The organism is Pleomorphomonas sp. T1.2MG-36 (assembly GCF_950100655.1).
In the GTDB taxonomy this organism is placed as follows: domain Bacteria; phylum Pseudomonadota; class Alphaproteobacteria; order Rhizobiales; family Pleomorphomonadaceae; genus Pleomorphomonas.
Map to the genome: position 1 here is coordinate 325241 of NZ_CATNLY010000034.1, position 26432 is coordinate 351672.

Genomic DNA, 26432 nt, shown 5'->3' on the forward strand with positions numbered 1-26432 from the left:
GCATTTGGATACCAGACCGGCACGTTGGTGCATAGAACCATACGCTGCCGGCCATCGAAATTATACAGCCTCGCCCGCATGCCCGCCATGACGGGAAGCGGTCTCGATGAGCTCCACCTCCGCCTCCGCGCACAGCTGCCGCACGCCGTCCCGAGGGCAGCGATCGGTGACGAACACGTCCACCTGAGCGACGGACCCGATCCTGACCGGTGCGGTGCGTTCGAACTTGGTCTCGTCGGCCACCAGGATCACCCGCCGGGCGTTGGCGATGATCGCCTGGGCGACCTTCACCTCGCGGAAATCGTAGTCGAAAAGCGCGCCATCCTCGTCGATCGCCGACGTGCCGACGATGGCGAAATCCACCTTGAACTGGCGAATGAAATCCACAGCCGCCTCGCCGATGATGCCACCGTCGGCGTGGCGCACCTGCCCGCCGGCAATCACCACTTCGATGCCAGAGTAGGCGCGCATCAGATTGGCGACATTGATGTTGTTGGTGATCACCATCAAACCGGAGTGCTGCAGCAGCGCCTGCGCCACCGCCTCCGTGGTGGTCCCGATGTTGATGAACAGCGACGCGTCGTTGGGAATGAGCGCGGCGGCGGCTTCCGCGATCGCCCGTTTCTCGGCAGCGGCGATCTGGCGGCGCGCCTCGTAGCCGACGTTCTTCACCGTCGATGCCAGTACCGCGCCGCCGTGCACGCGGGCGAGCAGGCGGCGGTCGCAAAGTTCGTTGAGGTCCTTGCGGATGGTCTGCGGAGACACCTCGAAACGCGCGGCAAGATCGTCGACCAGAACGCGGCCGACCTCGCGGGCAAGATCCAGGATGGCATGTTGGCGATCGATCAGCATGGCTTTCTCGGGGCGAACGTTTCGCGGGCGCAGTCTAGCGACGAATGGGGAAATCTCACGGCGACAAAATGGCGGAGCGGGCACCGAGCTTCTGATAACGCTTCAGCAGCCGTTCCCTTTTGAGCCGCGACAACCGGTCGATCCAGAATATGCCGTCGAGCTGATCGATTTCGTGCTGCAGCACGGCGGCATGGAAACCGTCCGCCTCCTCGGCGTCCCGCCTGCCGTCAAGGTGGGAGTAGACGATACGCACCGCCCGCGGTCGCTCGACCTCGGCGCTGACGCCGGGCATGGCGACCGAGCCCTCCTCGTTGACCATGGTTTCGGCGGAAAACCGCTCGATCGACGGGTTGAAATAGACGTGGATCGCCGCCCCGCTCGATGGTCTCACGGCGATCACCCGCCGGAGAACGCCGATGTGAGGCGCGGCGAGACCGATGGCCGGCGCGCGCTCGACGGCGGCGACAAGATCGGCGGCAAGAGCCGCAAGCCCGTCATCGAAAACGGCCACCGCCTCGGCAACCGAGCGAAGCCTCGGATCGGGATAGGTCAAAAGAGGTTGCACCGTCATGGCTGGAAATCTCTCACCAGAGTCAACAGAGCCCTAACACCGCCAACTGGGGGAAATTCATACGTAGTAATATTTAATCTGGATGAATTATTCAGACTTCCTAACGGCTGTTCACCGCAAAAACCGCAGAGACCCGCCATTCCCGCCAAGTTACTGTAAACTCGACCCCAACATGGTAAACGAACGATAAATGAGGACCGGACGCGGGTTAACGAAAACCTGCAAAAAAGGCAAAAATTGCCGTTCATCTCGGAACGAGGCTTTCAATCGCCCCTGTTAGAAAGCAGGCAATCGCGTTCCGGAGTCCTGCAATATGAAACGCCTTCTCGTCGCCGCAGCCTTTGCCTCCCTTCTCGTGGCTGCTTCCTCCACCGGTGCTTCTGCCTTCAGCATGAACGTTCCGAAGTCGGTCGTGATGGCCGCCGTGTCGGCGCCAACCGTCAGTTCCGCCGAGCGGACCTTCGTCTTCCCGCCGCTCACCTTCCTCTCGGCCGCCGGTGACTATGCCGCCCGGGTTCGCTCGGAGGTGATCGACGTTTTCGCTCCCGGCATCATCGACGGCATCGGAGCCGCCTATTACCGCGCCCTCGGCGTGTCGACCCCGACATCGGCCGTGCCGGAACTCGTCGCCATCTGAGGCATCGGCCCGGCCGTCGGAACGCGCACGGCCGGACACGACGCCCACGTCCCAACACTCCGGTTCCATCAATGGCCTCGGCGGCGCCCTCCGCCGGGGCCATTTGCATGCGTTTTCCCGTCAAAGCCGGCGCGGCGAGCCTGTCTAGCAACGACCGGGAGTTTCAGTGCCGGGTCTTTCGATCCAACGGTTCCATCCGGCGGGGAAATGCACTAGGGTCCGCCTCATTCCATCGTCGCATTCGAGGCGAACCATGCATTATGTCGTCAGTTGCATCGACAAGATCGGGCTTCTCCCCGTCCGGCAGGCCAACCGCGCCGCCCATCTCGAATATGTCAAGGCCAACGCCGATACCATCCTGGTCGGAGGCCCCTATCTCGACGATGCCGGCAACATGATCGGCTCGCTGCTGATCACCGAGGCCGTCGATCTCAAGACGCTGCAGACGGTACTGGCGGAAGATCCCTATGCCCGGGCCGGCCTGTTCGAGAGCGTCGACATCAAGCCGTGGAAGTGGGTGATCGGCGCGCCGGGCTGAGGCCGCCGACAGACCGCGACAGGGAGCGCCCATGGCCCACTGGCTGTTCAAGTCCGAACCTTTCAAGTTCTCCTTCGCCGCCCTCAAGACTAAGGGTGCGGCCGGCACCGAGTGGGACGGCGTGCGCAACTACCTCGCCCGCAACAACATGCGGGCGATGAACGTGGGCGATCAGGGCTTCTTCTATCACTCCAACGAAGGCCTCGCCGTTGTCGGCATCTGCGAGGTCATCGCCCCGTCCCATCCCGACAGCACCACCGACGATCCGCGATGGGACTGCGTCGACGTGCGGGCGGTCCGCGATCTCAAGCGCCCCGTCACGCTCGCCGAAATCAAGGCGGAACCTTCGTTGTCCAAGATGAGCCTCGTCACCTCGATGCGCCTTTCCGTGCAGCCGGTGACCGACGAGGAATGGGAAACCGTCATCGCCATGGCCGAACGGTGAGCGGCCCATCTCGCGAAAGCGCCTTCGTCCTGCGCGAGACGCGGCCGCATGCGCCGCCGCTTGTGCCGGAACTGCGGCTACGGCTCGCCGATGAGGCGATGGACCTCTGGCAGGCAACCGAAGCGGATCTCGGACGGGACGGGCTGCCACCGCCCTTCTGGGCCTTCGCCTGGGCCGGCGGGCAGGCGCTCGCCCGCCATGTGCTCGACCATCCCGAGGTCGTCCGCGGCGCTCGCGTGCTGGATTTCGCCTCCGGCTCGGGCATCGTCGCCATCGCGGCCAAGCGCGCCGGCGCTCGCCAGGTCGTGGCCACCGATATCGATCCATACGCCCGCGCCGCCATCCTGATCAACGCCGCCGACAACGGCGTGGAGGTGGAGGCACCGGACGTCGACTACCTCGACCAAGGCGCCGCCGGCTTCGACGTGGTGCTGGCCGGCGACGTCTTCTACGAACGGCCGATGGCCTCTCGCGTCGAGCCATTCCTGCGCGCCGCGCAGGCGGGAGGCGCCGCCGTGCTGTTCGGCGACCCCGGCCGCGCCTATCTTCCGGCCACCGGCATCGCGCCGCTGGCGACCTACGAAGTGCCCGTGCCGCGCGCCATCGAGGACCGCGACGTCAGAACCACCCGTGTCTGGCGTTTCACCTGACCGAAGCCACTCGAAGTTGGTGATTAGCCGGGCGGCTAATGGATTTACGTGTTTTGACGGACCATACTGAAACCAGTTGGCGCATGGCCGAGGAGGGCCTTGGCGCGAGGAGGGTTTCAGATGTCCGGTGAGGTGTTTGAGGTGCCGGCGGCGCTTGCCGCTTCGGCCTTCATCGACAACGACAAGTATTTGGAGCTTTACAGGCGCTCCATCGACGATCCCGATGGCTTCTGGGCATCGATGGCCGGACGACTCGACTGGATCAAACCGTTCACGCGGGTGAAGAATACCTCCTACGACCCGCATCACGTATCGATCCGCTGGTACGAGGACGGCATTCTCAACGTTGCCTACAACTGCGTCGACCGCCATGCCGATCGCACGCCGGACAAGGTGGCGATCCTCTGGGAAGGCGACGACCCCGCCGAGCAGCGCGCCATCACCTATCGCGAGCTTCAGGAGGAGGTCTGTCGCTTTGCCAACGTGCTGAAGGAAGCCGGCGTCCGGCGCGGCGACCGCGTCACCATCTACCTGCCGATGATTCCCGAGGCTGCTTTCGCCATGCTGGCCGTCGTCCGGATCGGCGCGGTTCACTCGGCGGTGTTTGCCGGCTTCTCTCCGGACAGCATCGCCGGTCGCATCCGCGACGCCGGCAGTTCGCTGGTCATCACCGCCGACGAGGGCATACGTGGCGGCCGCCGGGTTCCGCTCAAGGCCAACGTCGATGCGGCGCTCGAAAAATGCCCGGACGTGTCCAAGGTGCTGGTGGTGCGCCGCACCGGCAAGCCGGTCAACATGCAGGATGGGCGCGACGTCTACTATGACGATGCGGCGAAAGACGTCGCCACGGATTGTCCCGTGTCGCCGATGGGCGCCGAAGACCCGCTGTTCGTCCTCTACACGTCCGGATCCACCGGCAGTCCCAAGGGCGTGCTGCATACCACGGGCGGCTATCTCGTCTATGCCTCTCTCACCCATCAGTGGGTGTTCGACTGCCACGATGACGACATCTACTGGTGTACCGCCGACGTCGGCTGGGTCACCGGCCACTCCTATGTGATCTACGGCCCGCTCGCCAACGGCGCCACGACGCTGATGTTCGAGGGCGTGCCGAGCCATCCCAACCCGTCTCGCTTCTGGGAAGTCATCGATCGCCACAAGGTGACGATCTTCTACACGGCGCCGACGGCCATCCGCTCGCTGATGGCCCATGGCGAGGACGCGGTGAAAAGCACGTCGCGAACCTCGCTGCGCATTCTCGGCACCGTCGGCGAGCCGATCAACCCGGAAGCATGGCTCTGGTACCATCGGGTGGTCGGCGACGGCCGCTGCCCGATCGTCGACACCTGGTGGCAGACGGAGACCGGCGGTATTCTGATCACGCCGCTGCCCGGCGCCACCCGGCTCAAGCCGGGATCGGCGACGCGCCCGTTCTTTGGCGTGGAACCGGCCATCGTCGACGCGCTCGGCAACGTGCTGGAAGGGCCGGCCGAGGGCAATCTCGTGCTTCTGACGAGCTGGCCCGGCCAGATGCGCACTGTCTACGGCGATCACGACCGCTTCGTGCAGACCTATTTCTCGGCCTACAAGGGCATGTACTTCACCGGCGACGGCGCCCGCCGCGACGAGGACGGCTATTACTGGATCACCGGCCGCGTCGACGACGTCATCAACGTCGCCGGTCATCGCATGGGCACGGCCGAAGTGGAGAGCGCCCTGGTGGCCCACCCGAAGGTGGCCGAGGCTGCCGTCGTCGGCTATCCCCACGACATCAAGGGCCAAGGCATCTACGCCTACGTCACGCTGATGGAAGGCGAGACGCCGACCGACACGCTCGCTTCGGAGCTGACCCAGTGGGTGAGAAAGGAAATCGGCCCGATCGCCTCGCCCGACAAGATCCAGTTCGCCGTGGGGCTGCCGAAGACGCGCTCGGGCAAGATCATGCGCCGCATCCTCAGGAAGATCGCCGAGGACGACTTCGGCTCGCTCGGCGATACGTCGACGCTGGCCGATCCGTCCGTGGTGACCGATCTCATCGACCACCGCCAGAACCGGCACGCCTGACAATGGAAAGGGGCGGCAGAGGCCGCCCCGATCGCTTCCAAAAATCACAACCAACGCTTGGTAGGTCAGCCGCCACCGATCAGGATGCCGGCCGCAAGCACCAGAGCGCCGCCGATGACCACCTGGATCACCGCCCGGAAGAACGGCGTCTCCATGTAGCGGTTCTGGATACCGGCGATGGCCCACAGCTCGATGAAGACGATGACCAGCGCGATTCCCGTGGCGAGGTGGAAGTTCGGCACCAGATAGGGAAGCGCGTGGCCCAGGCCACCGATCGCCGTCATGATGCCGGAGGCGAGGCCCCGCTTGATCGGCGAACCGCGCCCCGAGATGACGCCGTCATCGTGGGCAGCCTCGGTAAAGCCCATAGAGATGCCGGCGCCGACCGAGGCGGCGAGCGCGACCTGGAAGGTGGTCCAGGAGTTCTGCGTGGCGAAGGCGGTGGCGAAGATCGGCGCCAGCGTCGACACCGAGCCGTCCATCAGCCCGGCAAGACCCGGCTGCACGTAGGTGAGAATGAACTGGCGACGGGCAACCATCGCCTCTTCCTTCTCGGCCGAAGGTCCGACGTTCTCCTCGCGGGCGATTTCGGCGCCTTCCATGTGGTGGCGCTCCTGCTCGGCGAGATCTCCGAGCAGGCGACGGGCGCCGGCGTCCGAAACGCGCTTGGCCGCCTCCGTGTAGAAAGCGTAAGCCTGCGCCTCCATGCGCGCCGCCTCTTCGCGGATGCGCTCGATGCCGAGGTTCTCGACGAGCCACACCGGCTGGCGGGCGTAGTAGCCGGCAACGTGCTCGCGGCGGATCAGCGGGATCACCGCCCCGAACAGACGCTCGTGCTCGGCGATCAGGAAGCGGCGGTGGCCGTCCTCGTCCTTGACCATCTCGTCGAACATCGCCGCCGTCGCCGGATAATCCTTGCGCAGCTTCTCGGCATAGCTCGCGTAGATGCGGGCATCGTCCTCCTCGCTGGAGATGGCCAGGGCCAGGATCTCCTGCTCGTTGAGATCGGAAAAGCGGCGTCGGTTGCCAAGTGAATTGAACATCATGTCCTCACGAACGAACAAAGGCGACGCGGGCACTGGAACCTTCGCCCGGCGCGGAACGGATCGACAGCGCCGCGCCGTGCAGGACGGCGATCCGCTCGACGATGGTAAGGCCGAGGCCGAGCGACCCCGACGCCTTCACGCGACCGAACTCGCCCCGCGCCTCGCGCGGAACAAAACCTGAGCCGTTGTCGGAGACAGTGAGACTGCCATCCTCGCAGACCGTCACAACGATATCGACGCCGCGACCGGCATGCTTGAGGCTGTTCTCTATCAGATTTCTTACGACGTTCTGTATCAGCGAAGGTACCAATCTCACCACTACGGGACCGGCGCCCTCGTAGGCGATGGTCGCCCCTCTATCGAGAACGAGGGGCGCCATGTCGGCCACCACATCGGCGGCAAGAGCGGCAAGGTCGGTCTCGACGAAGGCAGCCTCCTCGACGACGTCGAGACGGGCAAGGTCCGTCAACTGCTCGAGGATATGCAGAAGGCGCTCGATATCGGCTTCGGCGCGGCGGGCGCGAGGATCGTCGATCCGGTCGAGTTCGAGTCGCAGCACCGCCAGCGGGGTGCGTATCTCGTGAGCGACGGCGGCCGAAAACACTTTCTGCGCCGTCATGATCTCGGCGGCCCGCGAGAACAGCCTGTTGATCGCCTCCACGAGCCCTGCGACTTCACTGGGCATCGCGGCATCGATCGACAGGGACGTCGGCGACCGAGGATCGAGGGCATCCGCCGCCCGGGCCGCCGCGGAAACCGGCCGGAGCGCCGCCCCGATCGACAGGATGGTGGCGCCGACGGTCAGCACCAGCATTAGCCCCATCGGCACCAGCATGTGGTCGATCATCTCGTAGGTAAGGATGGAGCCGAGGAAATGGCCGGGGTCGTGCAGGACCGCGACGTCGACGAGGACGCGTTCTCCATCGATGACGAAAGCGCGCCCACCGGCGACGCTGAGCGGCTTGCCTGGCTCGATCGCCCGTTGCCAGAAATCGGGCGCATTGCCCGGCGGCGGCAGGAAGTGCTCCTCGCACTCCTCGCCGCAATTGGAATGGATGATCCGCCCATCCGCGCCCCGGATACGCACGAACGTGGCCGGCGGCAGATGATCGAGGGCGGCGCCGTCGTCGTCCGCGCGGCCACCGCCGTCGATGTCATCGACATCGCCCATGTAGCGGTCGACCACCGGCGCATCCGGGTCGAGCGTCAGAAGGCCGTTCACGCGATGGATGGACGCCGCGATCGCCTCGGTTTCGCGCTCGACCAGGATATGGCCGAGCTCCTCGTCATCGAACCAGTAGCGGGCGAAGACCATGGCCACCTGCAGCAGCATGGCTAGAAGCGCGAAGGCGAGGATGCGGCGACCGACCAGCCCGGCCAGCCGCTTTCGGCGGTGCCCGCTCATGAGGCGCCCTCGTCGGCACTGTCCGAAGAACACTCCCGCATCAGGTAGCCAAGGCCCCGCACCGTGGCGATCTCAACGCCGCTCCCGACCCCGTCGAGCTTTTTGCGCAGGCGCGAGACCGCCAGGTCGAGCGCATTGGCGGTCAGCTCGCTGTCATAGTCGGACAGCGTCGTCTCCAGCCGGCGGCGCGGCACCAGACGGCCGACGTCGCGCATCAAGGTCTCGCAGAGCGCCCGTTCGCGCGGCGGCAGCGCCACGGGTTCGCCGTCGGCGGTCAGCAGAGCCGCCGCCGGATCGTAGGCGAGACGGCCGGCGACCAGCACCGGCTGCAACGCCGTCAGCGAGCGCCGCAGCATCGCCCGGCAACGCGCCAGGAACTCACGATGATGGAACGGCTTGACCAGATAGTCGTCGGCGCCAGCGTCGAGGCCGGCAATGCGCTCCTCGACCGAGCCGCGCGCGGTGAGGATCAGCACGGGCGTTGCATCGGCGGAGCGACGGATGGCGCGCAGAAGGTCCAGTCCGTCGCCATCCGGCAAGCCAAGATCGAGCAGGATCAGGTCGAAATCGGTCGCGGCAATGGCCGCTTCCGCCTCGGCCAGCGTGCCGACCGCGTCGAGACGCCACCCCGCTTCGCGCACCGCTTCTCCGAGCAGGGCGACGAGCCGGGTACTGTCCTCGACGAGGAGAAGACGCATCAGGCGCGCTTTCTGCCCGTGACCATCGACCAGACAAGATTCTCGCGGTGTCGCAGGCTTACGACGATGGCGGCGGCCGCATGAACCAGCGCCAGCACCATGATGGCGTTGGCGAGCCCGCCATGCAACTCCTCAAGCCAGTCTTCTCCCCAGAAGGCGTCGAGTGTCGTCATCCAACCCGTCATGGCGGTGGCAAGCAGCAGCGCCATCAAGGCCAGCATCATCACGGCGGCTGCTGGATTGTGCCCGAGGTGGCGTGGCTCCTCACGACGGAAAAGCGCCTTGAGATAGGGAATGAGGCGGGACGGCGTTGGGAAGAAGTCGCCGAAGCGGGCATGACGGGTGCCGATGAAGCCCCAGACGAGCCGGATCAGCACGGCGCCGATCACGACATAGCCGGCGTAGCGGTGATAAAGGCGACCGGGCTTGAGGATGAAAAGGTTGAGACCGACGGCAATGACCACCGTCCAGTGAAACAGACGGACGACCGGATCCCAGACCCGGACCGTCCGCGGCGGATTGCCGCCGGCGGACGTTTCGGACATGGGATCACTCACCCGCTTCGTCACCGGCCTTCTCGCCAGTCGACGGATTGAACAGGACCTCGGCCTTCTTGCCGTCCTTGTCGAAGGCGTAGACCTCGTAGCAGGTCCCCTCGATCTTCACTTTCTTGATTTTGCTGTAGCCGGCCGCCTCGGCCTTGGCCTTGATGGCATCGATGCTGAGCCAGGTATCCTTCGCGGCGCTGGTGCAACTGGCATTCTCGTCGTCGGCGAAGGCGGCAACCGGGGTGAGCATCAGAGCGAAGGCGGCGGCAACCAGAGAGATCTTCATGCGGGGGTCCTCGAAAAACGGGCCGGCGCGTCGATCGCGCCGGCCCGCTCACCTTGGATCGGGAAACCTGTCGGGCACCTGTCGGCAGGAGGGAATGGCGCCTCAGTGCCTGAAGTGGCGCATGCCGGTGAACACCATGGCGATGCCGGCCTTGTCAGCGGCGGCGATCACCTCGGCGTCGTGGATGGAACCACCCGGCTGGATGGCGGCGGTGGCACCGGCGGCGATCGCCGACTCAAGACCGTCGGCGAAGGGGAAGAAGGCGTCGGAAGCGACGACCGATCCCTTGGCGAGCGAGTCCTTGAGACCTGCCGTCTCGGCCGCCTCGCCGGCCCGGATGGCGGCGATGCGCGCGGAATCGACGCGGTTCATCTGCCCCGCGCCGATGCCGGCGGTGGCGCAATCCTTCACGTAGACGATGGCGTTGGACTTGACGTGCTTGCAGACCTTGAAGGCGAACAGGAGGTCGGCGAGCTCACCATCGGTCGGCGCCCGCTTGGTCACCACCTTGAGGTCGGCGGCGGTGACGACGCCGTTGTCGCGCGACTGGACGAGCAGACCGCCGGCCACCGTCTTGGCGGTGATGCCGGGCGCCTTGGGATCGGGCAGGCCGCCGGTGACCAGGAGGCGCAGGTTCTTCTTGGCGCCGACGATGGCGATCGCCTCGTCGGTGGCCGACGGGGCGATGATCACCTCGGTGAAGATCTCGACGATCTTCTTCGCCGTGTCGGCGTCGAGCGTGCCATTCAGCGCCACGATGCCGCCATAGGCCGACACCGGATCGCAGCGGTGCGCCTTGACGTAGGCCTCGAGCAGCGTCGCGCCAGTGGCGACGCCACAGGGGTTGGCGTGCTTGATGATGGCGACGGCCGGCACGGCCGGATCGAACTCGGCCACCAGCTCGAAGGCGGCGTCGGTGTCGTTGATGTTGTTGTAGGAGAGCACCTTGCCCTGCAACTGCGTTGCCGTGGAGACACCGGGTCGAATGTCTGTCGACCGATAGAAGCGAGCCCACTGGTGCGGGTTCTCGCCATAGCGCATGTCCTCGGCAAGCTTGCCGCCGACGGCGACGAAATCGCCCGTCTTGCCGCCGAGCACGCCAGCGAACCAGCCGGAAATCGCCGCGTCATAAGCGCCAGTGCGCGCATAGGCCTTGGCGGCGAAGCGACGGCGGGTGTCGAAGGTGACGCCGCCCTGGTCCATCTCGTCGATCACCGCCTGATAGTCGGCCGGCTCGACCAGCACGGTCACGTAGGCATGGTTCTTCGAGGCGGCGCGGATCATCGCGGGGCCACCGATGTCGATGTTCTCGATGGTCTCCTCGTAACCGGCGCCCCGCGCCACCGTCTCCTCGAAGGGGTAGAGGTTGACCACCAGGATGTCGATCGGCTGAATTCCATGGTCGGCCATCGCCTTGACATGGCCGGCGTCGTCGCGGACGGCGAGAAGGCCGCCGTGCACCTTGGGATGCAGCGTCTTGACACGGCCATCCATGATTTCCGGGAAGCCGGTGAAATCGGCGACTTCCGTGACGGGAATGCCGGCCTCGCTCAGAAGCTTTTTCGAGCCGCCGGTGGTGAGCAACTCGACGCCGCGGTCCGCGAGGGCGCGGGCGAACTCGATGAGGCCCGTCTTGTCGGAAACGGAAAGCAGCGCGCGCTTGGGAGCGACGCGATCGGGATGGCCAGCCATGGGGATGTCTCCGGGAGTGGGGATGGCGGCGCGATAGCACGAATGGCCGTCGCGCGGAACCCGCGCCCAATCGATTTGGGTCGACAATCGCCGCTTTCTCCGCCGAAAGCGGACCGTCAGCCGCCAGCGAAGAGATCGGGGCCCAGCCTCGGATCGCGCCCGCGCGGCCGGCCGCGTTGGCCCTCGGCGGTTCGGGTCATCGCCCAGGCCACTTCCGGCGTCACCCGCGCCCGCCCCGGCAGCACGATCTGCAAGCTCTTGCGGCGGCCGAGCGTGTCGGACAGGAACACGCTGTCTTCCAGTTCGGGCGCGATCAGCCCGCAGGTGAAGGTCCAGGCCTCGCCGTCGGGGGCGACGAGCAGCACGTCTCCACCGGCGGTGCGGCTTGCCCGGATCAGCGGATGCAGGTGGAAACGGATGGCGAAGCGATCGTGGCGCGGCTTGCGGCCGGCGAAACTCAACCGATCCGAGCCGACGATTTCGCCGCCATCGATGCGGAGGACGAGCCGCCGCTCGTGAATGGCGCCGAACCGGCCGGAATAGCCGTCATGGCTTGCCGCCAGCGCGATGACGTCGTCGCGATCCTCGCGGACCACCGGTACGTTGCGCGGACCGTCGATCATCACCGAGCCGAGCCGGCGAACGAGGCGAGGCGTGTCGAGGAAGGCGCCCGAGGACACGTCCTCGAGCGACAGCGTCGAATGGGCGGGCGTCGAGCGGGCGGCCGAATGCCAGCGCGGATCGTCGGCCGCGCCGCAGTTGACGATGAAGCGGTTGGGACCGCTCGACATTTCGAAGGACAGGCAACCGGCATGCGCCTTCTGGCTAACGCCGACCGGCGGGATCGGACCGGCATCCATCAGAATCACCGTACCGCCCGCTTCGAGCCTCTGGTAGCCGGAGTGGCTGGCGTTCTCGACCGGACGGCCATGGGTGTCGTCATAGGCGTTCAGCGTTGCGAGCTGGCCGGCATGGCTGGCGCTCATGCCGTTGAAGTGCGGCAGGCTGCCGTCGGAATGACGGAAGAAGCGCAGCATCGGCATCATGCGGTCGATGGCGACGATCAGTGCCTGGGGCGGGTTGACGCCGCGATTGGAATAGGCCTGTCGCAACGGCAGGAGATCGGTCAAAAGGTCGGCGATCACCGATGGATCGCGGCTGATATGACCGCCATCCGGCAGGATCTGCCGGCGGAGTTCCTGCTCCAGCCGCAGGCCAGCCTGGCGGGCGAGCCGTCCCTGATTGTCGGCGGACAGCGCGAAGACACCAACGGCCACGGCGGCGAGAAGGCGCGGATACCCATCCACGGCGTCGCTCTGGCGGCCGCGCAACCGGCGCACCTGCCTGACCAGCGACCGCAGGAAGCGGCGGTAGAAGGCCCGATCGGCATCTTTCAGGATCAGTGGCGACTGGGTGATCCAGGCGATTACCCGCCGGGCCATGTTCTCGGTCTCGTAGGCCTCCGGCGGCGCATGCGCCTCCTGGGCGATCCAGTCGGCGACGAGAGCCCGGGCATTCTGGCGGGCCAGCGCATTCTCGGCCGCCCTGAGATGCCTCAGCCAGGAGAAACCGTGCAGCGCCCGCGTCCACTCGGCCGATGGCGACGGCATGTCGAAGGGCGAGCGGCCGCCCGTCTCCACCATCTTGCCGGCAAACGCGTAGAGACCGGCATAGATGTCGGCGGCGATCGTCGGGTCGGTGGTGCGAATATCCTGCGGGGCGATGACCAGCCGTTCCGGGGTCGATCCGGGCCAGCGCCAACGCGAGAAGGGGCCGCGTTCCAGCGCCGTGACGGCACGGCGGAGGGCCAGCTCACCGGCGAACAGCACCAGCCGGGCCGTGCCGGCGACTTGTGCGCGCATCGTCAGGCCCCTTTCTGTGCTGGAGCAGGAATCACTCGCCCTTCGGAGAAACCGGAGGCGCTCATCACGGCATGAGACGCCCAGCTTGGTTACCAAGTGGTATGCGAGGCCGATCAAATTTTCCGGCAACCGGACCGGCCGTCCGCCGTCACTGACGGCGGAGGCGGGCGGCGAAGAAACCGTCGAGCCCGGAAAGCCGGGCCTCTTCCTGCTTGAGGTGCGACGGCAGGGTGCGGACAAACCCCTCCGGCGTGACGATCTCCGAGAGACCGAAAACCTCGTCCGCCGTCACCGGCACCAGGTCGAGCGGCGCCTCGATCAGCCTGAGGCGACGAATCTGGTCCTGCCCCTCCTCCGGCTCCAGCGAGCAGGTGGAATAGACGAGGAGGCCGCCAGGCCTCAGCATGCGGATCGCCTGATCGATCAGGCGGCGCTGCACGGCGGCAAGCGTCGGCACGTCGGCCGGCTTCTTTCCGACTGCCCCGTCGGGATGGCGGCGCAAGGTGCCGGTCGCCGTGCAAGGCGCGTCGAGCAACACCATATCGAAGGTGCCTCCCAGCCACTCGGTGGCATCGGCCTTGACGAGGTTGGCCTTGAGACCGAGGCGATAGAGGTTGCGTTCGAGGCGTTGCAGACGATGGTAGGATACGTCGATGGCGGTAACGTCGGCGCCGAGCGCGGCCAGCTGGGCCGTCTTGCCGCCGGGCGCCGCGCAGAGGTCGACGACCTTCTTGCCCTTGACGTCGCCCAGGAGATGGACCGGCAGCGTGGCGGCGGCGTCCTGCACCCACCAGCCACCCTCCTCGTAGCCGTCGATCTTCTCGACGGCGCCCGTGACGGGAAGGCGCACCGAACCGTTGGGGAGCTTGATCCCACCCAGCCGGGCAGCCCAACCGTCCGGATCGGACTTCACGGTGAGGTCGAGCGTCGGCTCGAAGGCGTTCATGGCGGCAATGTCGCGCGCCACGTCGGTCCCATAGTTTGCGCTCCAGCGTTCCATCAGCCACGCTGGCGTGTTGAGGGTGATGGCATCCTGTTCGGCGAGGATGGTCGCCTTGTTTTCCGAGACGCGGCGCAGGACGGCGTTGACGACGCCCTTGAACGGCATGGCGGCCTTGTCGGCGCCGGCCAGCTCGACACCGAGCGCCACGGCGGCGTGGTCGGCAACGTCCATGAACATGATCTGGGCCGCCGAAACAGCGATCACCGCTTTCAGCGTACCGGCATCGTCCGGCAGCGGCCGCGTCAGAAAACGCCCGACAGCGTCATCGATCTGTCCGTGGCGGCGCAAGGCATAGCCGACGATGGCGCGGGCAAGACCGCGATCGCGCGGATCGAGGCGCTGATAACGCTCGGCAGCGGAACCCTTGTCGAGCAATGCGTCGAGGAGACGACCCTTCTGGACACCGTCCACGAGGTCAACGGCAACGGCACGCGCCTCCATGCCCTGCGGCCGCGGCGGCCGCCGGCCACCCTGAGGCGGACGCCCGCCTTTGAACGCCCCGCCCTTCTGGCCGTCATGCGGGCGTGCCGGCCTGAATGCGTTGCCGGTTTTTCCGCCGCTCTTGCGGCCTTTGTCGTCTGCGGTCATCCCCAGGGTCCACGGTTCGAGGGCCGTCCGACAGAACCGCCCCCACCCCATGGACCGCCCCGCGAACCACGTGGCGTGGCCCAGGGGCCACCCGCCACGGGCTCGGAGCTGCGCCGCCCGAAACCACCGCCATCCGCCATCGCCATCAGGGCGCGGATGCGGTTGCCGGTATCCGGGTGGGTCGAGAACAGGTTGTCCATCCTGGCGCCGGACAGCGGATTGATGATGAACAGATGCGCCGTAGCAGGATTTTGCTCCGCTGTCATGTTCGGCACGCGATGGGCGGCCCCGGCGATCTTGTCGAGGGCAGAGGCGAGGGCCAGTGGATTACCGGAAATTTCGGCGCCCCGCCGGTCGGCGGCGTATTCTCGCGTCCGCGAGATGGCCATCTGCACCAGCATGGCGGCTAGCGGCGCCACGATGGCGGCGAGCAGAATGCCGATGCCGCCGAGCGGGCTGCGGTTCTCGCTGTCGCGGTTCATCGAGCCGAAGAACAGGCCGAAGTTGGCGAGCATCGAAATGGCACCGGCTATCGTCGCGGTCACCGTCATGGTCAGCGTGTCGCGGTTCTGCACATGGGCGAGCTCGTGCGCCATGACGCCGGCAATCTCCTCGCGATCGAGCATTTGCAGAAGGCCGGTGGTGGCGGCAACGGCTGCGTGATCGGGATCACGGCCGGTAGCAAAGGCATTGGGCTGCGGATTGTCGATGACGTAGACGGCCGGCATCGGCAGGCCGGCATTGGCGGCGAGGCGCTCGACGATAGCATAGTACTCCGGCGCGCCGGCCCGATCGACACGACGGGCGCGATGCATCGCCAGCACCATCTTGTCGGCATTCCAATAGGAGAAGAGGTTCATGCCGGCGGCGACCACCAGCGCGATCAACATGCCGCCCTGGCCGCCGATCAGATAACCGGCGCCCATGAAGATCGCCGTCATCGCGGCGAGGAGGAGGGAGGTCTTGAAGAAATTCATCTGTCCTTCCGGTGTCCGGCTGATATGCTGATCGGGTTTTCCGAAAGACAAGATGGTATGCCATCCACCCGCCATCAAGGATGCGCCCGTGACCGACACTGACAACAAGTCCCCAGCGGCACCCCAGAAAACTCTGTCTCCCGCCGCCCTCCGGGCGCTGGCCGAAGCGGAGGAGCGCCGCCGCGCGGCCAGCGAAAGCCGTCCGCAGGAGATCGGCGGCCGGGGCGGCCTCGAACCGGCCCGCTATGGCGATTGGGAAGTGAAGGGCATCGCGGCCGACTTCTAGCTCAGGCCCTTCACGAAGCTCTGATCGTCTTTCACAGTTTGGCCCCATTCCCGCCTTGTCGACGCCAAGTCAGGCCAGCAGGATGTCTTCGTCCCCCGGCAATGACGCTGCGGACGGGTTCCGGCTCAATCCAGCCCCCCAGCCCCCCGGAATTCGTATCTGCCGGCGTTGCGCCTTACGAGGCGCGGCCGGGGGCGCTTTTCGACCGGCGACCGCCCCCGAACAACCCAATCGTCGATTGCGTGGCTCGTTCCAAGCTGTTAGGCCGGAACCGCCGCAGTCGTCGTTCAGGGTGTTCCATGTCCGCTCCAGCCGCCATCCGTGCCCCCGGTCTTGCATTTCTAGCCGGCCTTTTCGCCATCATCGCCGCCTGGGGCTTCGAGATCATCGGTGGCTACCTTCCCTGCAAGCTCTGCCTGCAAGAGCGCATTCCCTATTATGTCGGCCTGCCGATTCTGCTCGTCGGCCTGCTGCTGTCTCACCGCATGCCGCGCCTTGCCCGCCTCCTCTATTTCGTTGGCGGCGCCATCTTCTTCTTCGGCTCGGCGCTTGCCGGCTATCATGTCGGCGCTGAGTGGAAGCTGTGGGAAGGTCCGTCCGACTGTGGCGGAACGCCGACGGTGATCACCAGCGCCACGGACCTGATGGCAGCGGTGAAGGGCACTCGCCTTGTTTCCTGCTCGGAAGCCCCGATCAACCTGTTCGGCCTGTCCTTCGCCGGCTGGGACGTGCTGTCCACGCTGTTCGTGGGCATCATGAGCTGGCGCGGCATCTTCGCCCGTCGCGACGCGCTGATCTGACACGCGCCCACGCCTGAAATTGATCGTTTCGCGCAAGGCCGTTCTTCGCTAGGCTCGACGCGATCCGATGCCATCGACGTTGGGAGAAGAAGTGAAAGCTCTACGCATCATCGTCTGGCTGCTTGTCGCGGTGCTGTTCGGCGCCACCGGCTGGCTCGTGTTCGGCGGCAGGCTTCCTTTCATGGAAAGCGCCAGCGTCGCGGCGAGCGACATCGGCGGCCCCTTCACCCTCGTCGACATGAACGGGCGCCCCGTCACCGACAAGACCTTTGCCGGCCGGCCGCACGTCATCTTCTTCGGCTACACCCACTGCCCGGACGTCTGCCCCACCACGCTTGGCGAATACGCGGCGCTGAAGGAGCGGCTCGGGCAGGATGCAGGCAAGGTCGACCTCCTGTTCGTCACCGTCGACCCGGAGCGCGACACGCCGGAAGTGCTGAAAGACTACCTGTCATCCTTCGGCGACATCGTGCTCGGGCTGTCCGGCAGCCGCGAGCAGGTCGATGCCGCCATCAAGACCTTCCGCGTCTACGCCCGCAAGGTACCCGGCACCGACGGCGACTATGGCATGGATCACACGGCGTCGAGCTTCATGTTCGATGCGGACGGCCGCTTCCGCGGCACCATCGCCTACATGGAAGACCAGGAAGCCGCGCTCAACAAGCTGAAGACCCTGATCACCGAGAGCTGAGCCAATGGCCGACCGACACAAACCCGAGACGGGCTCCACGAGGCGTACCCGGCTGTCCGACCATATGGCATCGCTCGCCTTGCCATTGGCCGTCATAGCCTTCGGCGCGGCCCTGTCGGCCGGCTCCGACGGCGTGCGGGCCTTCGTCGATCTCTGCCGGACGGCGTTGCCGTGACCAAAGCCGAACCGCTGCGCCTCGATCTCAAAGGGCTCAACTGCCCGCTGCCGGTGCTGAAGGCCGGCAAGGCGTTGTTCGCTCTCAAGCCCGGCGATCTGCTGGTCGTCGAAGCGACGGATCCGATGGCAGCGATCGACATCCCTCATTTCTGCCGCCAGAAAGGTCATCGTCTCGTGGACCAGACGACGGAGGGCACCGTCCTGCGTTTCACCATCGCCAAGGGCGAGTGATCGGCCTCGCGGCTTCAGAATGAAGATCCAGGGTTTACAACCGGGCGAAGCGCCCCGGGGAACGGGGCGGGGCGCATTGGCCCTTGACAGTACTCTCGGTTCGGTCCAACCGTAGTTATGTTATAACATAACATAGAGGGTTCCATGAACCGCCTTGTGATTGCCTCGTTCTTCGCCATGCTGACCGCTGGCCCCGCCTTCGCCGCCGATCGCCTGCCGGTGGTCGCCTCGTTTTCCATCCTCGGCGACATGGTGAGCCGCGTCGGCGGCGACCGCGTTTCGGTCACCACCCTCGTCGGTCCCGATGGCGACGCCCATGTCTACGAGCCGACGCCCAACGACGTCAAAGCCGTCGCCGGAGCCAAGCTGCTCGTCGTCAACGGCCTCGGCTTCGAAGGCTGGATGAACCGCCTTGCCGAAGCGTCCGGCTATGCCGGGCCGGTGACGGTGGCCTCCGAGGGCGTCAAGCCCCGCGAAATGGCCGAGGAAGAGGACCACCACGATCACGCCGAGGCGGACCACGCCGCGCACGATCATCACGGCGTCGACCCGCATGCCTGGCAAGACGTGGCCAACGCCGTCACCTATGTGAAGAACATCGCCGTCGGCCTGGACGCCGCCGATCCCGCCGGCAAGGCGACCTACGATGCCAACGCCGCCGCCTATGTCGCCGAACTTGAAGCGCTCGACGCCGAGGTCCGCGCCGCCATGGCGGCCCTGCCGGCCGACCGGCGCAAGATCATTACCAGCCACGACGCTTTCGGCTATTTCGGCGCCGCCTATGGGCTCGAACTCCTGGCTCCCGAGGGCGTCAGCACCGAATCCGAAGCCACCGCCTCCGACGTCGCGGGCATCATTCGCCAGATCCGCGAGGACGCCATCCCCGCGATCTTTGTCGAGAACATCAAGGATCGCCGGCTGATCGACCAGATCGCCGCCGAGACCCATGCCGTGGTCGGCGGCGAGCTCTACACCGACGCGCTGTCGTCAAAGGACGGTCCCGCGCCGACCTACGTCGACATGATCCGGCACAACATCGGTACGCTCACCGAGGCCCTGGCGCCCAAGCGCTAATCGCAATCGGTGCGAATTGCGACATGGCGAGGAAATTTATGCTAACGACAGGGAATCTCGGCTCAAAAGGTCAATTTCCCGGAAATGCCGCTGGAATAGCGACCTAAGGACGATCTATATCGGCAGGACGAGTGCGATGGGAATGGAGCGGGGAATCCTATGCCACCCCATCGTCTCTTCTCGTTTCATGAGCCGAGGTCGTCCATGCCGTCCACCGTCACCCTCTCCGCCGGCCCGCTTTCCTTCTCGGTCGGCCTTCCCGACCGCGGCATGCCGGAGATCCTCGCCTTCGGGCGCGGCGCGGCAGTGCCCGATTTCTGGCCGGACGTTCCGCGATCCAGCCGCATCAACGGCATGGATGCCGACGTCCCCTCGGCGGCACTGCTACCGGTTGCCGGACTTGGCGCCTTCGGATGGCCGGCCATCGTCGGCCATCGCGACGGCCGTGACTTTCTCCTCGATTTTTCCGGCTGGACAGTACGCCATGATGGCGCGACCGCGGTGCTCGCGGCGAGCGATGCCGTCGCGGGCATCGACATCGAGATTTCCATCCTGGCGAGCAAGACGGGCGTGTTCGGCCTTTCAACACGTCTGATGTCGATGAAGGACGGCGTCTACACGCTCGATCGCTGTATGGCCGGCAGCTTCCTCCTGCCTGCGGGCGAAGCGACTGCGACCCGCTTCACGGGCATGTGGGGGCGCGAGTTCCAGATCCGTCGCCATCACCTCGCCCCCGGCATCACGTTGCAGGAGAACCGCCGCGGCCGCACCAGCCACGACCGGCAACCCTACCTCGGCGTCACCGTTGGCGACGCCCGCTTTGCCTTCCATCTCGGTTGGAGCGGCAACCATCTGGTCGCCGTCGACACGCTCGACGACGGCCGCCGCCTCGTCCATCTCGGCGCGCTGTTCGAACCCGGCGAGATCCGCCTGTCCCGAGGGGACAGCTACCAGAGCCCCGTCGTCTATGCCGCCGAGGACGCGGCGGCGCTGCAAGCCTTCGTGCGCTCGGAGATCCTGACGTGGCCGGGCGGCGCCATGAGCCCACGTCCGGTGACGCTGAACACCTGGGAAGGCAACTATTTCGATCACCGCCTCGATTCCCTGAAGGCCCAGGCCGATGCAGCCGCCGCCTTGGGCATCGAGCGTTTCGTTCTCGACGACGGCTGGTTCGGTCGCCGCGACGACGACACCACGTCGCTCGGCGACTGGATCGTCGACCGGCGCAAGTATCCCGATGGCCTGAAGCCGCTCGTCGATCACGTCACCGCGCTCGGCATGCAGTTCGGCATCTGGTTCGAACCGGAGATGGTCAACGAGGAGTCCGATCTCTACCGAGCCCACCCTGATTGGGCGCTGAAGGTGGACGGGCGTCCCTTCCTGCGCTCGCGCAATCAGCAGGTCCTCGATCTGACGCGGCCGGAGGTGTCCGACCACCTGTTCGAGAAGATATCGGCGATGCTGTCCTCGCACGCCATTTCCTACATCAAGTGGGACATGAACCGCGACCTAACGCACGTCGGCGGCGTCGATGGCCGCGCGGTGACCACCGCCCAGACCCGCGCGGTCCATGCTTTGATGGCCCGTGTCCGCGCGGCCTTCCCGCATGTCGAGATCGAGAGCTGCGCCTCGGGCGGCGGCCGGACCGACTACGGAGCGCTCGCCAACACCCAGCGCGTCTGGACCTCGGACTGCACCGACGCCCTCGACCGCCTGGAGATCCAGCGCGGCGCCAGCCTGTTCCTGCCGCCGGAAATCATGGGGGCTCACGTTTCGGCCAATCCCAGCCATCAATCCGGCCGAACGCTGTCGCTGACCTTCCGGGCTCTGGTCGCATTGGCCTATCACCTCGGCGTCGAGCTGAACCCGCTCGACATGAGCCCGGCCGAACGGACGGAACTCGCCGGCTTCATCGCGCTTCACAAGCGTCTGCGCCCGCTTCTCCACGCCCCGGGAGCCAACTTCAATCTCGACCCGCGCGACGGTCGCTACGTCTGGGGCGCCATGACCTCCGATCAGGCCGCCGTCTTCGTGGCGCAAGGGCCGACCATGGTCTGCGAACAGCCGGAGCCGCTGGTCCTCCGCCTGCCGGGCTCGCCCGAACGAATGTGGCGGATCGCCGCCATCCACGGCGACAGTCCCTCGGGCTTCATCAGAATGAGCGATGGCCAGAAGAGACTATTGTCCGGCGAGCTGACCTTCAGCGCGGCGGCGCTGGCGAGCGCCGGCCTGCCATTGCCCATGCAGCGGCCGGAAACGGCTCTTCTTCTTGAGTTGACGCCGGCCGGCTAATCAACCATTCCGGACGAAAGGCGGAGTTCGGTGATCTCCTGAGATTGCCCCTTTGGCAGGCAGTGCTTAAAAAAGAAAGGAAGGCTGGAGGGCCGACGCACCGCCGCCCAGGGAGGGAAAACAATGCTCATGCAACTGAAGTCCGCCGCGCACAGTCGCTGGGTGGAGCGCGCGCCGCATCGTCTATGGCTGCTCGGCCGCGCCGACGCTCTTTTCTCCTTCTTCGAGGCGGGCTGTCGCAACCCGCTGGGCGGGTATTTCGAACTCGACGACGCGGGCCGACCGATGGCGCCGGGCGCCGACGGCGGCCTGCCGCCATCGCGGAATCTGCACATCACCGCCCGCCTCGTGCATGCCTTCGGCATTGCCTCGCTGATGGGGCGCCCCGGCGCCGCCAACCTCGTCGATCACGGCATGGATTTCCTCTGGAACGACCACCGCGACGCGTCGCACGGCGGCTATCACTGGGGCGTCGGCTATGGAACGCTGACCGATCCCACCAAGCAGGCCTACGGCCACGCCCACGCTCTCCTCGCCGGCGCCACCGCCAAGGCGGCCGGCCACCCCGATGCCAACCGGCTGATCGCCGACGTCACGGACATCTTGCTGTCCCGGTTCTGGGAGGCGGAGCCGGGCGCCGTCGCCGAGGAGTTCACCGCCGACTGGCAGCCGATCGGCGACTATCGTGGCCAGAACTCCAACATGCACCTCACCGAAGCGCTGATGGCGGCCTTCGAGGTGACGGACGACACCGAGTATCTTCGCAGGGCCGAGAGCATCGCCGAACTGATCGTCGATCGCTTCGCCTCGCGCAACAACTGGCGCCTGCCCGAGCATTTCGACGCCCGGTGGAACGTGACGCTGGAGTATGTTGGCAATCCGATGTTCAAGCCCTACGGCTCGACGCCCGGCCATTGGCTGGAGTGGGCGCGTCTGCTTCTGCAGCTCTGGGAGCTCGGCGGCCGCAAGCTCGGCTGGCTGCCGGATGCCGCGCAGAACCTGTTCCGCCTCGCCGTCACCGAAGGCTGGGACGGCGAGCGCGGCGGCTTCTACTATACCGTCGGCTGGGACGGCAAACCGTCGGTACCCGACCGCTTCTGGTGGCCGTGCTGCGAGGGCATCGGCGCCGCCCATTTCCTGGCCTCGATCACCGGCGATCCCTTCTACGAGAACTGGTACCGCCGCATCTGGGACTTCACGACGGACCACATGATCGACCGTGCGACCGGCGCCTTCATTCCGCAGCTCGACGCGGAGGACCGGTCGGCCACCAATCCCTTCTTCGGCCGACCCGACATCTACCACTCCGTGCAGGCCTGCCTCATTCCGCTGCTGCCGACCTCCGGCAGCCTCGTCAACGGACTGATGACCGAGGGCATCAAGGTCTGATCGTCAGGAGAGATAGAGTTGACGGACGCCGTCGGTCTTGGCCGGCGGCGTTTTCGTTCACCCCTTGGCCTTGCCGAGCGATGACGAGGCGACGGCCAGCACGATGATCGAGCCGATCAGCACCTCGCGCACATAGCTGTCGATGCTCATCTGGGTGAGGCCGTTGCCAAGCACGCCGAGGATCAGCACGCCGACCAGCGTCGCCAGCACATGCGGCTCGCCCTCTTCGCTCATGGTCATGCCGAGGAAGACGGCGGCGATCGCATCGAGCATCAGGCCGGACCCCTGCGTCGGATTGGCCGAAGCCACCCGGCTCGCATACATCAGGCCAGCGAGCGCCGCACCGAGACCGCTGAGGCCGAAGGCCAGGAAGCGCAACCGTCTGACACGGATACCGGCAAGACGCGCCGCCTCCTTGTTGCCGCCGATCGCATAGAGCCGGCGGCCGAAGGTGGTCTGCTCCAGCGTGAACCAGACGGCGAGGAGCACCAGGGCCGCGACGATGGTCAGGCTCGGAAGGCTAATGGTTTCGGTGAGCGAGATGCCGGAACGGGCAAAGCCGGAAAAGGCCGCGGGAATGTCGCGTCCGAAGATGGTCTTGCCGCCGGAGACCAGGAAGGCAAGGCCGCTGTAGACGGTCAGGGTGCCGAGCGTCGCCACGAAGGGCAGGATGCCGACATAGGCGACGAGCGCGCCGTTGAGAAGGCCGCCGACCAGCCCGACGACGAGCGCCAGCGCCACGCCGACCCACACTCCGTGGCCGTCGCGAAAGGCCAGCGCCGCCACGATACCGGCGAGCGAGGCCATCGAGCCGACGGAAAGGTCGAAGTCGCCCATCACCATGACGATGGTCATCGTGAAGGCCACCACGGCCAGCATAGACACCTGCTGGCTGATGTTCAGCCAGTTCTTCGCCGTCATGAAGGTGTCGGGAATTTCGACCCAGAAGAAGAGGACGACGAGAATGAAGCCGATCAGCGTGCCGTAGGTCTTGAGCGCGGAAGCCACTGGGAATTCCTTCAGGCGGAGGGCGCGGTCGGCGTCCCGAAGCAAAGCGCGGCAAGCCCGGCTTGGTCGAGGCCCTCGGTGGAAACGGTGGTCGCCACCTTGCCGTCCCGGAAGACGATGATGCGGTCGGCCATATAGACGAGCTCGGGCAGGTCGGAAGAAGCGAGCACCACCGCTCGTCCTTCGCCCGTCAGCTCGCGAAGCAGGGCATGAATGTCATAGCGAGCGCCGACGTCGACGCCGCGCGTCGGTTCGTCGAGCAGCAGGACCTCGGGCTCGCCGGCGATCGCCCGGGCGAACACCACTTTTTGCTGGTTGCCGCCGGAGAGTTCACGAACCTTCTGTCGCGGCCCCTTGGATTTCAGCTTCACCTTCGCGCCCAGATCCACCGCCCGCCGGGCCTCCTCGGCGCGGTCGAGAACGAGGCCGAAGCGGACGAGATCGTCGAGATGCGGTAGCGACACGTTGCCGGCGATCGATGCCGACGACACAAGCCCCTCCTGACGCCGCTCGCGCGGCAGGAAGGCGAGCCCCTTGGCCCAGGCGGAGACTGGCTCCTCGATCTTCACCGGTCGTCCGGCAAGGCTGATCGCGCCGTCATGGCCGCCGTCCGCCCCGACGATCGCGCGGATGACTTCGCTCTGGCCGGCACCCTCAAGGCCGGCGAGACCAAGGATCTCGCCCTTGCGGACCTCGAACGTCACATCCTGTAGATAAGCTGTGGACAATCCCTCGACGCTGAGGGCCACTTCGCTCGAAACCGGCGCGAGGCGTGGCGGATATCCTTCGGCAAACCGGCGCCCGATCATCAACTCGATCACTTCGAGTTTCTGAAGTCCTGCGATGTCGCGCGTCGTCACCGTGGCGCCGTCGCGCAACACGGTGAGGCGATCGGCAAGCTCCATCACCTCGTCGAGCCGGTGCGACACGTAGATGATGCCGGCCCCCGCCGCCCGCAGGCGACGGATCACCGCGAACAGGCGTTGCGATTCCTCGGCCGACAGCGCCGCCGTCGGCTCATCCATCACGTAGAGACGGGCCGGCGCGCCACCGTCTATGCTGGCATCCTGGAAGGCGGCGGCGATCTTCACCAGCATCTGGTCGCCCACCGTGAGGCGGGCCATCTTGCGTCCCGGCGGGATGTGATCGACGCCGAGTCCCGCCAGCACGGCAGTGGCGCGGCGGTTGAGACCGTCCCAGTCGATCATGATGCCCCAGCGGCGCGGATAGTCACGGCCGAGGAAAATGTTCTCGGCCACCGACAGGTGCGGCACCACCGACAGTTCCTGGTGGATGAACCGCAGGCCGAGACGAAGCGCATCGGCCGGCGAAGCGATGGAGACCGGCGTGCCGTCGATGGCGACCGTTCCGGCGTCCGGCTTCACCACACCGGCCAGCACCTTGATCAGCGTCGACTTGCCGGCGCCGTTCTCCCCCATCAGGGCATGCACCTCGCCGGCACGAACCTCCAGCGAGGCGCCGCCAAGCGCCCGGGCGCCGGCAAAGCTCTTGTCGAGGTCGTTGATCGAAAGCAGCGTCATGTCGGAAACCCGGGTCGGGAGGGCGGCAACGCCGCCCATCCATTGCGAAACGCCGTCAGTCCTTGACGTTGTCGGCGGTGATCAGCTTGGTCGGCACGTAGATGACCGACGACTTCGGCGGCTTGCCGGAGAGCGTCTGCGCGACGGCCTCGGCGGCGGCCTTGCCGATGCCGTGGAAATCCTGCGCCATCGACGCTTCGAAGTTGCCACCGGTGGCGATCGCCTCGCGAGCCTGCGGGTTGGCGTCGATGCCGGTGATGACGATGCCCTCGTCCTGCCGTCCCGCCGCCTCGATCGCCTGCAGAGCGCCGAGCGCCGGCTGGTCCCAGGCCGCCCAGACGGCCGAGATCGACCCCTTGTCCGGGTTGGCGGCGAGGATCGCCTCCATCTTGGCGCGGCTGTCGGCGATGCCGCCGTCCGAAACGTCGGGCGTCACGCGGTCCAAGACCTTGATGTCGGGATTGTTGCCGAACACGGCGTCGGCGATCACGCCACGCACCTGCACCGGCGGAAAGGCGTCGAACACGAACATGACGACGTTGCCCTTGCCGCCGATCCGGTTGGCGACATAGGCGGCGGTGTCGGCAGCCATGGCATAGCCGTTCGACGTGACGTTGGTGACGAGATAGGGGCTGGCGCCCGCATCCATGCCGACCACCGGAATGCCGGCGTCCTTGACGGCGGCGAGCCCCGCCTCGACCTGCGCCGGATCGACGTTGATCACCACCGCGTCGACCTTCTGCGTCGCGGCATCCTCAAGGCGAGAGATGACGGCGGCGACATCGCCCTTGGTATCGATGACGTTGACGTCCCAGGCCTTGTCCTTGGCGGCGGCCTGGAAGGCCTCGACGTAGAACTGGGTGCCCGGCTGGGCGAGATAGGGCGTGATCACCGCGATCTTGCCGGCCGCCATGGCGGCGCCGGTCGCGAACACGGCAGAAAGAAACAGCGCGGCGGCCGGAAGCCGCATGCGGAGCGTAGCAGTCATGTGTGCGTTCCCCATTTTTCTCTAGGGCCGGTCGTCGGAGGCACCTGTCCTCCTTCTCCCCGCCGGCCCAAAAACAGTTAGCAGCCGGAGGGA

At 66.3% G+C, this 26432-nt stretch carries 27 protein-coding genes; 13 read left to right on the forward strand and 14 right to left on the reverse strand.

Features of this window, described 5'->3' with window-relative positions:
• Nucleotides 1–60: 60 nt before the first annotated feature.
• A complete protein-coding gene (locus QQZ18_RS17280; protein ID WP_284542195.1) occupies nt 61–852 on the reverse strand; it encodes a DeoR/GlpR family DNA-binding transcription regulator in 792 nt (263 codons plus the stop codon).
• 55 nt (nt 853–907) lie between these two features.
• A complete protein-coding gene (locus tag QQZ18_RS17285; RefSeq protein ID WP_284542196.1) occupies nt 908–1423 on the reverse strand; it encodes a peptide deformylase in 516 nt (171 codons plus the stop codon).
• A gap of 313 nt (nt 1424–1736) precedes the next feature.
• Here QQZ18_RS17285 and QQZ18_RS17290 point away from each other — a divergent pair, with 313 nt between their 5' ends.
• From QQZ18_RS17290 to acs, 5 genes are all read left to right on the forward strand, one after another.
• Entirely contained in the window at nt 1737–2060 is a 324-nt protein-coding gene (locus QQZ18_RS17290; RefSeq protein WP_284542197.1) for a hypothetical protein, read from the forward strand.
• Nucleotides 2061–2313: 253 nt separating this feature from the next.
• Nucleotides 2314–2598, forward strand: a complete 285-nt coding sequence (locus tag QQZ18_RS17295; RefSeq protein WP_284542198.1) for a YciI family protein — start codon at nt 2314–2316, stop codon at nt 2596–2598.
• 31 nt (nt 2599–2629) lie between these two features.
• Nucleotides 2630–3043, forward strand: coding sequence for an EVE domain-containing protein (locus QQZ18_RS17300; RefSeq protein WP_284542199.1), 414 nt, complete (start codon nt 2630–2632; stop codon nt 3041–3043).
• Entirely contained in the window at nt 3010–3693 is a 684-nt protein-coding gene (locus tag QQZ18_RS17305; protein ID WP_284542200.1) for a class I SAM-dependent methyltransferase, read from the forward strand. The genes QQZ18_RS17300 and QQZ18_RS17305 overlap by 34 nt, the downstream gene beginning before the upstream one ends.
• Nucleotides 3694–3813: 120 nt before the next feature.
• Complete coding sequence (acs, locus tag QQZ18_RS17310; RefSeq protein WP_284542201.1) at nt 3814–5757, forward strand: acetate--CoA ligase; 1944 nt, start codon at nt 3814–3816, stop codon at nt 5755–5757.
• Between the two features lie 65 nt (nt 5758–5822).
• Here the strand turns inward: acs and mbfA are convergent, their stop codons facing one another.
• The 9 genes from mbfA to htpX all read right to left on the reverse strand — a co-directional run bounded on the left by mbfA (nt 5823) and on the right by htpX (nt 15862).
• The gene (gene mbfA / locus QQZ18_RS17315; protein ID WP_284542252.1) at nt 5823–6800 is read right to left on the reverse strand and encodes an iron exporter MbfA; all 978 of its coding nucleotides are present in this window, start codon (nt 6798–6800) and stop codon (nt 5823–5825) included.
• A 7-nt stretch (nt 6801–6807) separates the two neighbouring features.
• Nucleotides 6808–8208, reverse strand: coding sequence for a sensor histidine kinase (locus QQZ18_RS17320; protein WP_284542202.1), 1401 nt, complete (start codon nt 8206–8208; stop codon nt 6808–6810).
• Nucleotides 8205–8906 (reverse strand): response regulator transcription factor, encoded by a 702-nt coding sequence (locus tag QQZ18_RS17325; protein WP_284542203.1) that lies wholly within the window; start codon nt 8904–8906, stop codon nt 8205–8207. The genes QQZ18_RS17320 and QQZ18_RS17325 overlap by 4 nt, the downstream gene beginning before the upstream one ends.
• On the reverse strand, nt 8906–9451 hold the full coding sequence (locus QQZ18_RS17330) for a cytochrome b/b6 domain-containing protein (RefSeq protein WP_284542204.1): 546 nt from the start codon (nt 9449–9451) through the stop codon (nt 8906–8908). The genes QQZ18_RS17325 and QQZ18_RS17330 overlap by 1 nt, the downstream gene beginning before the upstream one ends.
• A 4-nt stretch (nt 9452–9455) precedes the next feature.
• Complete coding sequence (locus QQZ18_RS17335; protein WP_284542205.1) at nt 9456–9740, reverse strand: PepSY domain-containing protein; 285 nt, start codon at nt 9738–9740, stop codon at nt 9456–9458.
• A 102-nt stretch (nt 9741–9842) separates the two neighbouring features.
• On the reverse strand, nt 9843–11432 hold the full coding sequence (gene purH, locus QQZ18_RS17340) for a bifunctional phosphoribosylaminoimidazolecarboxamide formyltransferase/IMP cyclohydrolase (RefSeq protein WP_284542206.1): 1590 nt from the start codon (nt 11430–11432) through the stop codon (nt 9843–9845).
• A gap of 116 nt (nt 11433–11548) precedes the next feature.
• Complete coding sequence (locus tag QQZ18_RS17345) at nt 11549–13294, reverse strand: heparinase II/III family protein (protein WP_284542207.1); 1746 nt, start codon at nt 13292–13294, stop codon at nt 11549–11551.
• Between the two features lie 148 nt (nt 13295–13442).
• The gene (locus tag QQZ18_RS17350) at nt 13443–14738 is read right to left on the reverse strand and encodes an RsmB/NOP family class I SAM-dependent RNA methyltransferase (RefSeq protein ID WP_284542253.1); all 1296 of its coding nucleotides are present in this window, start codon (nt 14736–14738) and stop codon (nt 13443–13445) included.
• Nucleotides 14739–14881: 143 nt separating this feature from the next.
• Nucleotides 14882–15862, reverse strand: a complete 981-nt coding sequence (gene htpX / locus QQZ18_RS17355; protein ID WP_284542208.1) for a zinc metalloprotease HtpX — start codon at nt 15860–15862, stop codon at nt 14882–14884.
• Nucleotides 15863–15914: 52 nt separating this feature from the next.
• On the opposite strand from htpX, the gene QQZ18_RS17360 reads away from it, so the two are divergent.
• From QQZ18_RS17360 to QQZ18_RS17395, 8 genes are all read left to right on the forward strand, one after another.
• Nucleotides 15915–16148, forward strand: coding sequence for a DUF1674 domain-containing protein (locus QQZ18_RS17360; protein WP_446728672.1), 234 nt, complete (start codon nt 15915–15917; stop codon nt 16146–16148).
• Nucleotides 16149–16447: 299 nt separating this feature from the next.
• Nucleotides 16448–16948, forward strand: a complete 501-nt coding sequence (locus QQZ18_RS17365) for a disulfide bond formation protein B (RefSeq protein ID WP_284542210.1) — start codon at nt 16448–16450, stop codon at nt 16946–16948.
• Between the two features lie 91 nt (nt 16949–17039).
• Entirely contained in the window at nt 17040–17639 is a 600-nt protein-coding gene (locus QQZ18_RS17370) for an SCO family protein (protein WP_284542211.1), read from the forward strand.
• Nucleotides 17640–17643: 4 nt separating this feature from the next.
• A complete protein-coding gene (locus QQZ18_RS17375; RefSeq protein ID WP_284542212.1) occupies nt 17644–17814 on the forward strand; it encodes a hypothetical protein in 171 nt (56 codons plus the stop codon).
• Nucleotides 17811–18047 carry a sulfurtransferase TusA family protein gene (locus QQZ18_RS17380; RefSeq protein ID WP_284542213.1) on the forward strand — a complete coding sequence of 79 codons (237 nt, stop codon included), beginning with the start codon at nt 17811–17813 and terminating at the stop codon, nt 18045–18047. The genes QQZ18_RS17375 and QQZ18_RS17380 overlap by 4 nt, the downstream gene beginning before the upstream one ends.
• A 144-nt stretch (nt 18048–18191) precedes the next feature.
• A complete protein-coding gene (locus tag QQZ18_RS17385; RefSeq protein WP_284542214.1) occupies nt 18192–19121 on the forward strand; it encodes a metal ABC transporter substrate-binding protein in 930 nt (309 codons plus the stop codon).
• Between the two features lie 204 nt (nt 19122–19325).
• Complete coding sequence (locus tag QQZ18_RS17390; RefSeq protein ID WP_284542215.1) at nt 19326–21413, forward strand: alpha-galactosidase; 2088 nt, start codon at nt 19326–19328, stop codon at nt 21411–21413.
• A gap of 123 nt (nt 21414–21536) precedes the next feature.
• Nucleotides 21537–22802, forward strand: a complete 1266-nt coding sequence (locus QQZ18_RS17395) for an AGE family epimerase/isomerase (RefSeq protein WP_284542216.1) — start codon at nt 21537–21539, stop codon at nt 22800–22802.
• A gap of 57 nt (nt 22803–22859) precedes the next feature.
• On the opposite strand, the gene QQZ18_RS17400 is transcribed toward QQZ18_RS17395, so the two are convergent.
• Genes QQZ18_RS17400 through QQZ18_RS17410 form a run of 3 tightly spaced genes read right to left on the reverse strand, consistent with a single transcriptional unit; the run spans nt 22860 to nt 26339 of the window.
• Nucleotides 22860–23810: an ABC transporter permease gene (locus tag QQZ18_RS17400; protein ID WP_284542217.1), complete on the reverse strand. Its 951-nt coding sequence runs from the start codon at nt 23808–23810 to the stop codon at nt 22860–22862.
• A gap of 11 nt (nt 23811–23821) precedes the next feature.
• Nucleotides 23822–25351: a sugar ABC transporter ATP-binding protein gene (locus QQZ18_RS17405; RefSeq protein WP_284542218.1), complete on the reverse strand. Its 1530-nt coding sequence runs from the start codon at nt 25349–25351 to the stop codon at nt 23822–23824.
• A gap of 55 nt (nt 25352–25406) precedes the next feature.
• Nucleotides 25407–26339 carry a substrate-binding domain-containing protein gene (locus QQZ18_RS17410; protein WP_284542219.1) on the reverse strand — a complete coding sequence of 311 codons (933 nt, stop codon included), beginning with the start codon at nt 26337–26339 and terminating at the stop codon, nt 25407–25409.
• Between the last annotated feature and the right edge of the window lie 93 nt (nt 26340–26432).

Coding starts and splice junctions, on each gene's coding strand:
- QQZ18_RS17345 (WP_284542207.1), bottom strand. CDS start 13,294: ATGCGCGCACAAGTCGCCGGCACGGCCCGGCTGGTGCTGTTCGCCGGT.
- QQZ18_RS17320 (WP_284542202.1), bottom strand. CDS start 8,208: ATGAGCGGGCACCGCCGAAAGCGGCTGGCCGGGCTGGTCGGTCGCCGC.
- QQZ18_RS17285 (WP_284542196.1), bottom strand. CDS start 1,423: ATGACGGTGCAACCTCTTTTGACCTATCCCGATCCGAGGCTTCGCTCG.
- htpX (WP_284542208.1), bottom strand. CDS start 15,862: ATGAATTTCTTCAAGACCTCCCTCCTCCTCGCCGCGATGACGGCGATC.
- QQZ18_RS17305 (WP_284542200.1), top strand. CDS start 3,010: ATGGGAAACCGTCATCGCCATGGCCGAACGGTGAGCGGCCCATCTCGC.
- QQZ18_RS17395 (WP_284542216.1), top strand. CDS start 21,537: ATGCTCATGCAACTGAAGTCCGCCGCGCACAGTCGCTGGGTGGAGCGC.
- QQZ18_RS17365 (WP_284542210.1), top strand. CDS start 16,448: ATGTCCGCTCCAGCCGCCATCCGTGCCCCCGGTCTTGCATTTCTAGCC.
- QQZ18_RS17350 (WP_284542253.1), bottom strand. CDS start 14,738: ATGGAGGCGCGTGCCGTTGCCGTTGACCTCGTGGACGGTGTCCAGAAG.
- QQZ18_RS17325 (WP_284542203.1), bottom strand. CDS start 8,906: ATGCGTCTTCTCCTCGTCGAGGACAGTACCCGGCTCGTCGCCCTGCTC.
- QQZ18_RS17295 (WP_284542198.1), top strand. CDS start 2,314: ATGCATTATGTCGTCAGTTGCATCGACAAGATCGGGCTTCTCCCCGTC.
- QQZ18_RS17385 (WP_284542214.1), top strand. CDS start 18,192: ATGAACCGCCTTGTGATTGCCTCGTTCTTCGCCATGCTGACCGCTGGC.
- purH (WP_284542206.1), bottom strand. CDS start 11,432: ATGGCTGGCCATCCCGATCGCGTCGCTCCCAAGCGCGCGCTGCTTTCC.
- QQZ18_RS17290 (WP_284542197.1), top strand. CDS start 1,737: ATGAAACGCCTTCTCGTCGCCGCAGCCTTTGCCTCCCTTCTCGTGGCT.
- acs (WP_284542201.1), top strand. CDS start 3,814: ATGTCCGGTGAGGTGTTTGAGGTGCCGGCGGCGCTTGCCGCTTCGGCC.
- mbfA (WP_284542252.1), bottom strand. CDS start 6,800: ATGTTCAATTCACTTGGCAACCGACGCCGCTTTTCCGATCTCAACGAG.
- QQZ18_RS17330 (WP_284542204.1), bottom strand. CDS start 9,451: ATGTCCGAAACGTCCGCCGGCGGCAATCCGCCGCGGACGGTCCGGGTC.
- QQZ18_RS17280 (WP_284542195.1), bottom strand. CDS start 852: ATGCTGATCGATCGCCAACATGCCATCCTGGATCTTGCCCGCGAGGTC.
- QQZ18_RS17360 (WP_446728672.1), top strand. CDS start 15,915: ATGGTATGCCATCCACCCGCCATCAAGGATGCGCCCGTGACCGACACT.
- QQZ18_RS17335 (WP_284542205.1), bottom strand. CDS start 9,740: ATGAAGATCTCTCTGGTTGCCGCCGCCTTCGCTCTGATGCTCACCCCG.
- QQZ18_RS17405 (WP_284542218.1), bottom strand. CDS start 25,351: ATGACGCTGCTTTCGATCAACGACCTCGACAAGAGCTTTGCCGGCGCC.
- QQZ18_RS17410 (WP_284542219.1), bottom strand. CDS start 26,339: ATGACTGCTACGCTCCGCATGCGGCTTCCGGCCGCCGCGCTGTTTCTT.
- QQZ18_RS17300 (WP_284542199.1), top strand. CDS start 2,630: ATGGCCCACTGGCTGTTCAAGTCCGAACCTTTCAAGTTCTCCTTCGCC.
- QQZ18_RS17390 (WP_284542215.1), top strand. CDS start 19,326: ATGCCGTCCACCGTCACCCTCTCCGCCGGCCCGCTTTCCTTCTCGGTC.
- QQZ18_RS17375 (WP_284542212.1), top strand. CDS start 17,644: ATGGCCGACCGACACAAACCCGAGACGGGCTCCACGAGGCGTACCCGG.